This is a genomic window from Alishewanella sp. HL-SH05, assembly GCF_052655985.1.
Map to the genome: position 1 here is coordinate 3,287,449 of NZ_CP199753.1, position 13,181 is coordinate 3,300,629.

Below are 13,181 nucleotides of genomic sequence, written 5' to 3' on the forward strand. Positions count from 1 at the left end.
CTAGTATGACCTCTCTGCGTAAAACGCGGGCTGGAGAACGCGGTAAATACATCCCTGTACGCTCCTCTTTTTCATCCCTGAAAAAGACGTCTCCAGCCAACGTTTACTGCGAGCAGTTACCAACAATCCAAACCTGATCCACATCAACTCTGACAGCGCTGTGCTCCGTTGTTAATTCCATTACGTTGCAAGCCGGTCAGCCTTGCCCGGCCAAGGTTTTAAGACAAGGGGTGTTTGAGCGAGGCACGGTAGTGCCGAACGAGTTACCTCGTCGCCTTGGTCGGGTTAGGTTGAGCCGGGCTCTCGCGGCAACGTGGGGTCGCATTTTCTTTGGGTACTTTCTTTTGGCGACGCAAAAGAAAGTACCTCGCCAACGGCGAAAACACCAAGGGTCTGTATCTGCCCCCGAAGCGGCACCTCGCCAGCGGCGAAAACGTTAAGCACGAATTTAATCAGTAAAAAAACCGTCATTTTGATTCAAGCGGTTCAAACTCTCCGTGTTGCAAAAAATACAACGTTTGCGCGATCACCGCATCGTTTTTCATCATAAACGGATGCGTAGTCGGTAAGGCAATAAAATCTGTCATCCCCTTAACTTTAGTTGACTCCAGTGACACTTTGCCATCATCCGGGTTGGGCAACATTGTCGAAAGCAACAAATTGATACTTTGCGTACCGGCAATCACGCCTAACTCAAAATCGACCGGACCTAAGCGTTTCGGCATACTCGCTTCATCCGTACCAAGCTGCTGACCTGCTGGGCCATTCAATAATTCAAACCCGGGCACATCTTTTAAATTATCCACGACCTCACTGCCTTGATTAGGCGGACCAAGCATGACCACGCGGCCAAGATGAGCAATAGGCTGCTGCGTTAAATAGTATCTCACAAGGATGCCACCTAGCGAATGCGTAACAAAATGCACTGGCTGTGCGGATTGCTGCTGACAATGACGCAGCCCCTGATCAACGGCCAATGCTGCTAATTGTTCAATAGGGTACTGCGTTGAGGGGTAATCGACATTACTGACCACATAACCGGCCTGCTGTAAGCGTTTTTCTAACACCTGCATGGCATCAGCACTACGCGCTAAGCCATGCAATAAGATCGCGCACTCTTTAGCCTGTAATAGCGCGCTAAAGCAAAGCAGAATTATGGCAAACAGGTAATTCATACTGTCTCTTTTTTTTAGTGTTTCGACCTAGCAGCCGCGTAGTGTTATCAGCTTAACTCACCGTATCGGCTAACGCGAATGCTACAGCCGCTTGTGCATGCAGTGCCGTGGTATCAAACAACGGCACAGCGGCATCAGCTTGACTGACTAATAAACCTATTTCAGTGCAACCCAAGATAATTCCCTCAGCACCTTGCAAGGCTAAACCGGCCATCACCCGCCGCACTAACTGCTTTGATTCCGGTTTAAGTATTCCCTGACAGAGCTCTTGATAAATAATCTGATGCAAACGATCACGCTCAGCTTCAGTTGGTAACAGCACCGTGACACCGTACTTTTCACTTAAGCGCTCTCGATAAAAAGGCTGCTCCATGGTGAATTTAGTTCCCAGCAAACCAACACGGCTACAATGAGCTTGCTGCAAGGCGGTTGCGGTGGCATCGGCAATATGTAACAGCGGGATAGCCACCGCAGCTTCAATTTGAGCAGCAACTTTATGCATGGTATTGGTACAGAGCACTATAACCTCTGCACCTGCTGCAGCCAGTGCTACAGCCGCTTCAGCTAACACCTCACCGGCGCCTTGCCAATCACCCGCATGTTGTAAACGTTCAATCTGCTGAAAATCGACACTGTATAAAATACATTTAGCCGAATGCAACCCACCCAACTGTTGCTTAACACCCTGATTAAGCAACCTATAATACGGTACGGTCGACTCCCAACTCATCCCGCCAATTAAACCAATCGTTTTCATGTTAAGCCACCAATGGTTCTCAGAAGCAATACCATGACGTAAAAGGCCTTTCTCTGCAATACCCCGCGAAGCTTTGCACAGCAGCTACTTGGCTCTCGGTATCTAACCTCGAAGTTTGTCCTTTGGGTACTTTCTTTTGGCGACGCAAAAGAAAGTATCTCGCCCACGGCGAAATCGTTAAACACTGCGTAAAGCTTCCGCTGGAGCACGCGGTAAATACCTCCCTGTACGCTCCTCTTTTTCATCCCTGAAAAAGATGTCTCCAGCCAAAGTTTACTTTGCTATTAACTCGCTTTACTCCGAACTTAGATCTTTGCTTTGAGATAATCATTCTCCCCTTTGTAGCGAGCCGACTGATCATCGTTGGCCAAGGTTTTAAGAAAACGGGTGTTTGAGTGCGGCGACGTTAGCGCCGCGCGAGTTAACTCGCTCTACTCCAGTTCTTACCCTCCCCTTTGTAGCGAGCCGACTGATCATCGTTGACCAAGGTTTTAAGAAAACGGGTGTTTGAGTGCGGCGACGAAGCATAGCGCGAGTTACGTTTTCGCCTTGGACAACGCATGAGCAGCCGGGCTTTCGAGCGAAATTGGGTCGCATTTTCTTTGGATACTTTCTTTTGGCGACGCAAAAGAAAGTATCTCGCCCATGGCGAAAACGTTCAATCCACTAAACGGTCACCAACAAAAAAGGCGCAGCAGCGCCTTTTTAACCCACTTAAGCTTTGCAGTTTAAGCGATAACCATTATTCCCACTCAATCGTCGCGGGTGGCTTACCACTAATATCATATACCACACGGGAAATACCGTTGATTTCATTGATAATACGGTTAGACACTTTACCCAGTAAATCATAAGGTAAATGCGCCCAATGCGCAGTCATAAAGTCGATGGTTTCAACCGCACGCAGTGATACCACCCAATCGTACTTACGCGCATCGCCCATCACACCCACCGATTTTACCGGCAAGAAAACCGTAAAAGCTTGGCTGACTTTGTTGTATAAGTCGGCTTTATGCAGCTCTTCAATAAAGATCGCATCAGCACGCCGCAGTAGGTCGCAGTATTCTTTTTTCACTTCGCCCAATACCCGAACCCCTAAACCTGGGCCTGGGAAAGGATGGCGGTAAAGCATGTCATAAGGTAAACCCAGCTCTAAACCGACTTTACGCACTTCATCTTTGAATAATTCACGCAACGGCTCAACTAAGCCCAACTTCATATGCGCCGGTAAGCCACCGACGTTATGGTGCGATTTAATCACATGCGCTTTACCGGTAGCAGAGCCGGCAGATTCAATGACGTCAGGGTAAATAGTGCCTTGCGCCAGCCACTTGGCGTTTTCCAGTTTTTGCGATTGTTCATCGAACACTTCAACAAACACACGGCCGATAATTTTACGTTTAGCTTCTGGCTCGTTTTCACCGGCTAAGGCGTCTAGGAAACGATCTTCGGCGTCTACTTTAATGATATTTAAGCCAAAGTGATCACCAAACATATCCATAACTTGCTTGCCTTCGTTTAAACGCAACAAGCCGTTATCAACGAAGACACAGGTCAAATTTTTACCAATAGCGCGGTGCAGCAACATGGCCACAACAGAACTGTCGACACCACCGGATAAACCTAAAATAACTTGGTCATCACCAATTTGCTGCTTTAAACGGATCACCGCATCTTCAATGATGGTCGCGGGTGTCCAAAGGCGGTCACAACCACATATGTCTACAACAAAGTGTTGTAACATCCTTAGGCCTTGGCGGGTGTGCGTGACTTCTGGGTGAAACTGCACACCGTAAAACTGACGCGCCTCATCCACCATACCGGCATGTGGACAAGTGGCCGTGCTGGCACAGGTTTCAAAACCGGCTGGGATTTCAACCACTTTATCACCGTGGCTCATCCAAACATCTAATAAGGCATTACCGTTAGCGCCAATGTGATCTTCAATCTTGGCGAATAAATCATTCGGAGCAACCACTTCAACCTGAGCATAACCAAATTCACGCAGATCAGAGCCTTGCACCTTGCCGCCTAATTGCTCAGCCATGGTTTGCATGCCGTAACAGATGCCTAACACGGGCACACCCGCTTCAAACACATATTGCGGGGCACGTGGCGAGTTTTGCTCAGTCACGCTTTCTGGGCCACCCGATAGAATAATACCGGTTGGATTAAATTCACGAATTTGTGCTTCAGTAACATCCCACGCCCACAACTCACAATAAACACCAATTTCACGCACGCGGCGGGCAATCAGCTGGGTATATTGAGAACCGAAGTCGAGGATCAGAATGCGATGATGATGAATATTCTTGTTCATACTAACCTTTTGAAAAGTACAGGGGCTGACCTAAGTCAGCCCTGATAGCAAAAAACAGTTACCCTAAACGGTAGTTTGGTGCTTCTTTTGTGATTTGCACATCATGCACGTGCGATTCACCCATGCCTGCAGACGTCACTTTAACGAACTGAGGCTTGGTACGTAGCGTGTTGATATCTGGGCTTCCGGTTAAGCCCATGGCAGAGCGTAAACCGCCCATTTGCTGGTGAATGATGGTTTCGATTGGGCCCTTGTAAGCCACTCGACCTTCAATACCCTCAGGAACCAGTTTTTCGGCATTATTGCTGCCTTGGAAATAACGGTCTGATGAACCATTGCGCTGTGCCATGGCGCCTAATGAGCCCATACCACGGTAAGATTTGTAATAACGCCCTTGATACAGTTCTACTTCGCCTGGTGCTTCTTCCGTACCGGCAAACATAGAGCCCACCATCACACAATTTGCACCAGCCACTAAGGCTTTTGCGATATCACCAGAGAAGCGAATGCCGCCATCGGCAATAATGCACACATCTAAACCTTGCACACCTTCAACGGCATCAGAGATAGCGGTAATTTGTGGTACACCACAGCCAGTAACAATGCGCGTAGTACAAATTGAGCCTGGGCCGATACCTACTTTAACAGCATTGGCACCCGCTTCAGCTAACGCTTTTGCGCCTTCGGCTGTTGCGACATTACCTGCCACGATTTGAAGTTCGGGATATTGAGCACGCGTTTGTCTTACACGCTCTAACACACCTTCAGAGTGACCGTGCGAGGTATCAATTAACAGAATATCCACACCGGCTTCAACTAACGCCGCGATGCGCTCGTCTGTACCTGGGCCTACACCGACCGCAGCGCCCACGCGTAAACGACCTAATTCGTCTTTACAGGCATTGGGCTTACTGGCGGCTTTGTAATAATCGCGAACTGTGATTAAACCTTTTAATTTGAAATGATCATCGACCACCAACACCTTTTCAATCCGATGTTGGTGCATCAGTTTTAAGGCATCTTCTCGTGGCGCGTTTTCATTTACCGTGACCAGTTTTTCCCGTGGCGTCATCACCGCAGTTACTTTGGCTTGCAAATTTGCTTCAAAGCTCATGTCGCGACCGGTAACAATACCGACTAACTCGCCTTGTTTGTCTAAAACGGGGAAACCTGAAAAGCCATGTTGTTCGGCTAAGGCTTGAACATCACGCACCGTCATATCCGCTAGTGCGGTAACCGGATCGGATACTACGCCACTCTCGTATTTTTTTACTTTGCGTACATTGGCTGCTTGCTCTTCGATGGTCATATTCTTATGAATAAAACCAAGGCCGCCTTCTTGCGCTAAGGCAATAGCAAGGCGTGCTTCCGTTACAGTGTCCATTGAAGCGGAAACCATAGGAATGCTAAGCGTGATTGTTTTGGTTAACTGAGTGCGTAAATCAGCGGTGTGGGGTAGCACATTGGAGTGCGCCGGAACCAATAACACGTCGTCAAAGGTTAAAGCTTCTTTAATGATCCTGAGCATTGCAACAATCTCGCTGTGTGGATGAAAAGATAGGGAATGTTGCGGTGCAATTTTAGCGGAAATAGTGCAACAGAACAAACGCTTTTTTCTTTTTGTCAGGATAAGGTTTGATAACGTACACTAAGGGCATGAACAAGTCGTTGAGTTAATCATGCAGCAGTCTGAGATTTATACCGTTTCCCGTTTAAATAGCGAAGTACGCCTGACCCTCGAATTACAGTTTCAGCAATTGTGGTTAAGCGGTGAAGTGTCGAATTTTGTGGCGGCCGCGTCCGGGCATTGGTATTTCAGTTTAAAAGATCAGGCAGCGCAGGTAAAAGTGGCGATGTTTAAGCAAGCCAATCGCAATGCACTGATCCGACCGCAAAATGGTCAACAGGTTCTATTACGCGCCCGGATCAGTGTCTATGAACCGCGCGGCGAGTATCAGTTATTAGCCGACTTTCTTGAGCCCGCCGGCGATGGTTTATTAAAACAACAATTTGAACAGTTAAAAAATAAACTGGCTGCCGAGGGGTTATTTGCAGCCGAGCGCAAAAAAGCGCTACCGGCTAATCCGCGCACCGTCGGCGTAATTACCTCACCCACCGGTGCCGCCGTGCGCGATATTATTACTGTGCTGCAACGCCGTGCCCCCGGTATTAAGGTGATCGTTTACCCATGCCAAGTGCAAGGTGACAGCGCCGCTGGGCAGCTACGGCAAATGCTCAGTACGGCCATTCAGCGTGATGAGGTTGACGTCTTAATTATTGGCCGTGGTGGTGGTTCGTTAGAAGACTTGTGGTGTTTTAACGACGAAGCCTTGGCCAGAGCCGTTGCGCAGTGCCCTATTCCGATTGTCAGTGCCGTGGGACACGAAATTGACTTTGCACTCACCGATTTTGTAGCAGATGTGCGGGCGGCAACCCCTTCCGCGGCGGCTGAACTGGTGTCACCCGATCAAAGCCATTTTGTGTTGCAACTGCAACAACTGTCGAGCCGCTTAGTTCGAGCCCAGCGCTTGTTTTTACAAAGGCTGACACCCAAGCTCAGTCAGTTACAGCTACGCTTACAACAACTGCACCCACAACGCCGTTTAGAACAACAGCAACAGCGCCTCGATGAGTTACAACTGCGCTTACAACGGGTGATGCAGCTACAGTTACAGCAAGCTAAACGCCAGCACAGCTATTTACAACAAAGCTTGCTGCATCTCTCGCCCGCTAAAACCTTAAAACAACAACACAACCTGTTGCAGCAACTTCAACGCCGCTTGCAGCACGCGCAGCAACAACAGGTAAAACAGCAACAACAAAAACTGGCGAAACTCAGTGCCCAACTGCACACCGTTAGCCCACTCGCCACCCTAGCTCGTGGATACAGCATAAGTTTTAATGCCACAGAACAAGCTATTACCAGCAGCTCACAACTAAAGTTAGGCGATACTATCAGTACGCGTTTAGCAGAGGGCCGCTTTATGGCAACGGTGACAGAAGTGATTCATAAATAAGGGGAAGATAAGCCATCTTCAACAACCTATTTAAATGAGTCTTTTTTATCAACAGATATGCTTGATGGTATTGTAAACAATGCGTTTGAACATCACGCTCACTGGCCAAATGAGGCATGATATTGCTCGGCGTATTGTCAGGCATACCTTTATTGAAGCTTAGTTTGAAAGGCTATTCCGCCGGTTTTTTTTGCCACGAAGTTGTATGCGATACAAAAAATAGCGACTGATATATAAGTAGCTGCAAAAGTTAACACGGGTAAGCATAAAAATAAGAAAAGCTTGCCCCCGTTACTGTTAACCGTTATCGAAATTATGTAGCTGAATGCGATTGTAGTTTCGACGCCGGCGGCTAATAACACTATACCTATAACGGCTATTAGTGAACTGATGAGTGCAGTGAGGAACGACAGTGTTTTTGCTGTTTGAGCTACGTTGATTGTTATGATTTCCGATTTCATTTTGACCTTCCTTGTTTGTCTGTCTTAAGCAAAACTTTGGGGCTGCTAGAACGCAGCATAATCCGTCCAAACCATGGTAGCAGGGACAACAGCGCCGTGTTAGGCATGGCTTTATAACACTTTAATTTGAGACACTTGAGTGACACGAATATGTGTCTGGTAATAGTATTTACCTGTAGGTTGCCCAGCGTGGTCATTTAATTCTTTTACAGCATCATGGGACAGAGCAATAGTGATATTTCTTTGGTCTCTGTAATCTAATTCTGTGTTTAGAAAGATTCGATCATCGCCAATTTGCGAGCCAGTAGATTGAATTAATAAGGTGTATTTTCCATAAACGCCAGCTGGGGCAGAGTCTGCAGCGGCTTTTATTATTTGCATCGTGTCGGCTGTGGTTAAGATTGGTGTTGTTGCACACCCTGTGAATATGGCTAACGAAAAAATTATTAACAAACATCTCATTTCTTTAAGTTCCTTTTAAAGGCCTAACCGCTATTAAGTAGACCTCTTAGCAGCGTCCAAAAGGCTAAACAAATTTATACTTAGGAGTTTACCGAAAATCAACATATTGAAAAGATAATTAGTTATTAAATTGACCAAATTATTAAGAAGTTTCAGTCATGCTCTTTGTTTTAAAGAAATATTCATCTAGAACAGAAAAAAGAAAGTGCCTCGCCAATGGCGAAAACGAAGTATTTCGGTATCTGACTTAAAGTTTGAAGCTTACGAAACGTTAAACGCTGCGTAAACAGTCGGCTGGAGCACGCGGTAAATACGTCCCTGTATGCTCCTCTTTTTCATCCCTGAAAAAGACGTCCCCAGCCAACGTTGACTTCGCTGTTAACTCGTTCAGTTCCACCCAAATGTTTTTCAAAAGCCATGACAGTTTATTACTGTTAATCCCATTAGTTTACAAGCCGGGCAACCTTGCGAAAAGATTTGTTTCTGACCTCAAAGGTTTCCCCTCTCTGTGGCGAGCCGACTGTACATCGTTGGTCAAGGTCTTAACGGATGTTTGAGTGCGGCGCTGCTGCGCCGCAAGAGTAACCTTTTCGCCTTGGGCTATAGCAGGGGCAGTAGGGCTTTCGAGGGAAGTGGTCGCATTTTCTTTAGGTACTTTCTTTTGGCGACGCAAAAGAAAGTACCTCGCCAACGGCAAAAACGTTAACGCTTCGGTTCACCGGTTATAACTTGATTAGTTAACTTGGGCCCCATTTCTGCGGCAAAAGCATTACAGCTAAAACTCACACCACAAGCGGTAGTCACCATTGATGCACTGCCTTTAGAGTAAACACCTTTACGCTGAAGTTGTGCAATTACATCGGATAATATGGAATCGGGATTGAGGTCATTGGTTGACACCTTAATGACCTCTACTGCATAAGCTTGCTGTAAATTGGCCACTAACCCTGCGGTGTCGGGTTTCGTTGCCAGCATGGCAATCGTTTCTTGCAAGAAAGGTCTGGAGGCTTCATGGCCCGATATCATTAGGCGTTTAAAAAGCTGAGCAGCGCCTTCTAAATCAAGCTGGGTAAAGAGACCTTGCTGTTTCAACCTCGCTAGCAAAAACATCGCTTCAACGGAACGCTGGTCACTGGCCTGTTGCAATAAGGTGATAGCTTCATTTGCAAAAACGTTGGCTTCATCGGCATTGGCGGCATCAGCCTGCTGTAATAACAATAAAGTCTTTTTATACTGTGCAGACACATGTCCAAGTGATACCGCTTGCGCTAATAATGCATCAGCTTGTGCTAAATTTTGTTCTACAACAAAACCTTCTCGATACCATTCCGATAAGGTAAACACGGCCATCGGGTGTTGACTCCCCGCTGCACGCTCTAAGTAGCTTAACGCTTTTTTGTGATCAACCTCACGGCCGTCGCCTGTCGCGTAGATCATACTGAGTAAGGTCATTGCAGGGTAGTTATTGTAACGCGCCATTTTATGGAGTTTAACAATTTCACTTTCACACTGATCATCGCTACACAGTAAGTGAGTGGAGACCTGAGCATTTGAATGTACTTGTAAGGGAAACAAAAAAGGCAAAACCACTAAGCCAGTTAATAATAAATGTTTATTAAAATGCTTCATCTTCAATCCTTATCAATAAAAAACCTGATTAAACATTAGGCTCGCAAATCCAAAAAAGCAACCTTAAGTAACAAAATAATTAAATTAATTCACTTACATTTAACTAGACATCTAATTTATTGCAGGGTGAAATCCCAAAACGACTTTCTGGCAAAAACTCGAAACAGGCTGCTTTGTGATATTCTCAAATACTTATTATCGTTTTATGAGCAGCGAATTGTTACGCTTAATGATTAAGAACATTTTTAATTTCAGCTGTACGGAGTGCTATGTCACACAATACCATCGCTTTAAATCAGCAACGCCAGCCACTTGATCACTTCGAGTCGGTGTGGCTGTTTGGCTATGGCTCATTGATTTATAAGGCAGATTTTCCTTATCTACAGCGCAAGCCTGCCTGTATTTATGGCTGGCAGCGCCGTTTTTGGCAAGGCTCACATGATCATCGTGGTACACCAGAGACACCTGGTCGTGTTTTAACGCTAATAGAAGCCCCTGGTGAGCGCTGTGCTGGCATGGCCTATCAGGTGACGCCTCAAACTTTTACTCACTTAGACCATCGTGAGAAGAATGGTTATCTGCGCTTTTTTACTGAATTACATTGGCAAGATGAGCCCGGCCAAACAACAGGCTTGGTCTATTTAGCCAGCGCCGATAATGAAGCTTATTTAGGCCCAGACAGTGATGCGGCCATTGCGGCACATATTGCGGTAAGTGCTGGCCCAAGTGGCCCGAATAGCGAGTATTTACTGCAGCTGGCCGCTTCGCTACGTGAGTTGGGTGAACATGATGAGCATGTATTTGCGATAGAGCGAGAACTGTTAAACCTGCTAGCGTGAGATACCATGTATTAACATAAGCCTGCGAGTTTAAATCAAACGCATAAAAAAAGGTCGCATTAGGCTAATACCGATCAGTTTAACGTATAGCATGACGCAGTTTGCTCACATCAACACGCCATGAATCATCCCTGAGGCTCGATTCCGGCCATCCATGGCCTTCAACGGTTGATTTAGAGCAAACAGGTCATGCTTAACTGACTTGCATTGCGCACAAGGCGACCTTTGATTTAAATAACGCAATAGCAGTTTTGCTTAAGCTTCTTTTACCACATCAATAAAGTACTTCACTTCACCGTCGACCAACTCACGCACTAAACCGTGCACGTCGGTTTCAAAACCGGGGAACTCGCCATTGAAGGCACGGGTAAACTTCAGGTAGTTGATAATGGTTTTATTGAAACGTTCGCCTGGTACCATCAGTGGAATACCTGGTGGATACGGCGTCACTAACATGGCCGTTACCCGCCCTTCGATTTCATCAATCGACACTCGCTCAATTTCACGGTGCGCCATTTTCGCCCAAGCATCGGCGGGTGTCATGGCAGTATCAATTTGTGACAAGTACATTTCAGTAGTCACTTTGGCCACGTCATACTTGCGATACATATTGTGAATGCGCTGACACAGATCGCGTAAACCGACTTTTTCGTAACGCTTGTTCTTACCCGCGAACTCTGGCATGACGCGCCATAACGGCAAGTTTTGGTCGTAATCGTCTTTAAACTGCTGTAACTCGGTCACCATAGAGTTCCAACGACCTTTGGTAATACCAATGGTAAACATAATAAAGAATGAATACAGGCCGGTTTTCTCGATAATAATACCGTGCTCAGACAAGTATTTACTGACAATTGCCGCCGGAATACCGGTTTCATCAAACTGGCCATGTAAGTTCATGCCAGGGGTGATGATAGTGGCTTTGATGGGGTCCAGCATATTAAAGCCTGACTCGATATCACCAAAACCGTGCCAGCTATCAGTGGCATGTAATACCCACTTTTCGCGATGGCCAATGCCTTCGTCTGGCAGAATATCGGGGCCCCATACTTTAAACCACCAATCATCATCGCCAAATTCGTCATCGACTTTGCGCATCGCCCGACGAAAATCGATGGCTTCCAACAACGACTCCTCCACCAGCGCCGTGCCGCCGGGTGCTTCCATCATCGCCGCAGCCACGTCACAGCTAGCAATAATGGCATATTGCGGGCTGGTCGAGCTGTGCATCAAATAAGATTCATTAAAGCGGTGGGTATCTAAATTACGCTTCTCGGCATTTTGTACCAAAATTTGCGAAGCTTGAGATAAACCGGCTAACAATTTATGGGTAGATTGCGTAGCAAATACCAGCGTTTCTTCCGAGCGCGGTCTATCTTTACCAATAGCATGCATTTCATGATAAAACTCATGGAAGCTGGCATGCGGTAACCACGCCTCATCAAAGTGCAGCGTATCGATGGTCGAACCCAGCTCTTGCTTAATTTCTTCCACGTTATACAAAATACCGTCATAGGTACTTTGAGTAATGGTTAAAATACGCGGTTTTTTGTTCTTGGCATTGCGAGCGAACGGATTGGCTTCAATCTTTTTGGCAATGGCTTCGGGCGAAAATTCACTTTTCGGAATAGGCCCAATAATGCCGTAATGGTTACGGGTGGGCATTAAAAACACCGGAATAGCACCGGTCATAATGATCGAGTGTAAAATCGATTTATGGCAGTTACGGTCAACCACCACGATATCACCGGGTGCCACCACAGAGTGCCACACCATCTTATTCGAGGTGGAGGTCCCGTTTGTGACAAAGAACAAATGATCGGCATTAAAGATACGCGCCGCATTCGCTTCACTTTCGGCCACAGGCCCAGTGTGATCAAGCAGTTGGCCTAATTCATCTACCGAGTTACACACATCAGCCCGAAGCATGTTTTCACCAAAGAATTGGTGGAACATTTGGCCAACCGGGCTTTTTAAGAATGCCACGCCACCAGAATGACCTGGGCAGTGCCATGAGTATGAACTGTCTTGGGCATAATCCATCAGCGCATTGAAAAATGGTGGCGCTAAGGCGTCTAAATATTTACGAGCTTCACGAATAATATGCCGCGCGACAAACTCAGGCGTATCTTCGAACATATGAATAAAACCATGTAGCTCGCGCAAAATATCATTCGGTATATGCCGACTGGTACGGGTTTCACCGTACAAAAAAATCGGAATATCGGCATTGCGCTTACGCACTTCTTTAACAAAAGCACGCAGCTCAATCAGCGCTTTATTCACATCATCGTTGCTGCCACTGCCAAACTCTTCGTCATCAATCGACAAAATAAAACAAGATGCGCGGCTCGCTTGTTGGGCAAAAGCGGTTAAATCAACATAGCTGGTGTAACCCACTACTTCAAAACCATGGCCACCAATCGCTTGGGCGAGATCACGAATACCCGAACCTGAAATATTTTCTGAGCGGAAATCTTCGTCTATTACAATAACCGGAAAACGGAATTTCATCTGTTAG

Annotated in this window: 10 protein-coding genes; 2 read left to right on the forward strand and 8 right to left on the reverse strand. The window is 46.5% G+C overall.

The window, feature by feature from the left end; translation table 11 throughout:
- Positions 1-467 precede the first annotated feature (467 nt).
- The 4 genes from ACUJFL_RS15045 to guaB all read right to left on the reverse strand — a co-directional run bounded on the left by ACUJFL_RS15045 (position 468) and on the right by guaB (position 5,780).
- The gene (locus ACUJFL_RS15045) at positions 468-1,175 is read right to left on the reverse strand and encodes a lipase family alpha/beta hydrolase (RefSeq protein ID WP_445425404.1); all 708 of its coding nucleotides are present in this window, start codon (positions 1,173-1,175) and stop codon (positions 468-470) included.
- 52 nt (positions 1,176-1,227) lie between these two features.
- Positions 1,228-1,932 carry an aspartate/glutamate racemase family protein gene (locus tag ACUJFL_RS15050; RefSeq protein ID WP_445425405.1) on the reverse strand — a complete coding sequence of 235 codons (705 nt, stop codon included), beginning with the start codon at positions 1,930-1,932 and terminating at the stop codon, positions 1,228-1,230.
- A gap of 742 nt (positions 1,933-2,674) precedes the next feature.
- Positions 2,675-4,252, reverse strand: coding sequence for a glutamine-hydrolyzing GMP synthase (gene guaA, locus ACUJFL_RS15055; protein ID WP_229586598.1), 1,578 nt, complete (start codon positions 4,250-4,252; stop codon positions 2,675-2,677).
- Between the two features lie 58 nt (positions 4,253-4,310).
- Positions 4,311-5,780: an IMP dehydrogenase gene (gene guaB / locus ACUJFL_RS15060; RefSeq protein WP_445425406.1), complete on the reverse strand. Its 1,470-nt coding sequence runs from the start codon at positions 5,778-5,780 to the stop codon at positions 4,311-4,313.
- Positions 5,781-5,931: 151 nt separating this feature from the next.
- Between guaB and xseA the strand changes: the two genes are divergently transcribed.
- On the forward strand, positions 5,932-7,269 hold the full coding sequence (xseA, locus tag ACUJFL_RS15065) for an exodeoxyribonuclease VII large subunit (protein ID WP_445425407.1): 1,338 nt from the start codon (positions 5,932-5,934) through the stop codon (positions 7,267-7,269).
- Positions 7,270-7,418: 149 nt separating this feature from the next.
- On the opposite strand, the gene ACUJFL_RS15070 is transcribed toward xseA, so the two are convergent.
- The 3 genes from ACUJFL_RS15070 to ACUJFL_RS15080 all read right to left on the reverse strand — a co-directional run bounded on the left by ACUJFL_RS15070 (position 7,419) and on the right by ACUJFL_RS15080 (position 9,821).
- Positions 7,419-7,730, reverse strand: coding sequence for a hypothetical protein (locus ACUJFL_RS15070; protein ID WP_445425408.1), 312 nt, complete (start codon positions 7,728-7,730; stop codon positions 7,419-7,421).
- Between the two features lie 111 nt (positions 7,731-7,841).
- Positions 7,842-8,111, reverse strand: a complete 270-nt coding sequence (locus ACUJFL_RS15075; RefSeq protein ID WP_445425409.1) for a hypothetical protein — start codon at positions 8,109-8,111, stop codon at positions 7,842-7,844.
- A gap of 783 nt (positions 8,112-8,894) precedes the next feature.
- The gene (locus ACUJFL_RS15080) at positions 8,895-9,821 is read right to left on the reverse strand and encodes a tetratricopeptide repeat protein (protein WP_445427911.1); all 927 of its coding nucleotides are present in this window, start codon (positions 9,819-9,821) and stop codon (positions 8,895-8,897) included.
- Between the two features lie 269 nt (positions 9,822-10,090).
- Between ACUJFL_RS15080 and ACUJFL_RS15085 the strand changes: the two genes are divergently transcribed.
- Positions 10,091-10,660, forward strand: coding sequence for a gamma-glutamylcyclotransferase (locus ACUJFL_RS15085; protein WP_445425411.1), 570 nt, complete (start codon positions 10,091-10,093; stop codon positions 10,658-10,660).
- Between the two features lie 255 nt (positions 10,661-10,915).
- Here the strand turns inward: ACUJFL_RS15085 and ACUJFL_RS15090 are convergent, their stop codons facing one another.
- On the reverse strand, positions 10,916-13,174 hold the full coding sequence (locus ACUJFL_RS15090; RefSeq protein ID WP_226751102.1) for an arginine/lysine/ornithine decarboxylase: 2,259 nt from the start codon (positions 13,172-13,174) through the stop codon (positions 10,916-10,918).
- Positions 13,175-13,181 lie beyond the last annotated feature (7 nt).

Bases quoted from the DNA above. Each gene is read 5' to 3' on its own strand.
- ACUJFL_RS15080 (WP_445427911.1), bottom strand. From the start codon at position 9,821: ATGAAGCATTTTAATAAACATTTATTATTAACTGGCTTAGTGGTTTTG.
- guaA (WP_229586598.1), bottom strand. From the start codon at position 4,252: ATGAACAAGAATATTCATCATCATCGCATTCTGATCCTCGACTTCGGT.
- guaB (WP_445425406.1), bottom strand. From the start codon at position 5,780: ATGCTCAGGATCATTAAAGAAGCTTTAACCTTTGACGACGTGTTATTG.
- ACUJFL_RS15085 (WP_445425411.1), top strand. From the start codon at position 10,091: ATGTCACACAATACCATCGCTTTAAATCAGCAACGCCAGCCACTTGAT.
- ACUJFL_RS15050 (WP_445425405.1), bottom strand. From the start codon at position 1,932: ATGAAAACGATTGGTTTAATTGGCGGGATGAGTTGGGAGTCGACCGTA.
- xseA (WP_445425407.1), top strand. From the start codon at position 5,932: ATGCAGCAGTCTGAGATTTATACCGTTTCCCGTTTAAATAGCGAAGTA.
- ACUJFL_RS15075 (WP_445425409.1), bottom strand. From the start codon at position 8,111: ATGCAAATAATAAAAGCCGCTGCAGACTCTGCCCCAGCTGGCGTTTAT.
- ACUJFL_RS15090 (WP_226751102.1), bottom strand. From the start codon at position 13,174: ATGAAATTCCGTTTTCCGGTTATTGTAATAGACGAAGATTTCCGCTCA.
- ACUJFL_RS15070 (WP_445425408.1), bottom strand. From the start codon at position 7,730: ATGAAATCGGAAATCATAACAATCAACGTAGCTCAAACAGCAAAAACA.
- ACUJFL_RS15045 (WP_445425404.1), bottom strand. From the start codon at position 1,175: ATGAATTACCTGTTTGCCATAATTCTGCTTTGCTTTAGCGCGCTATTA.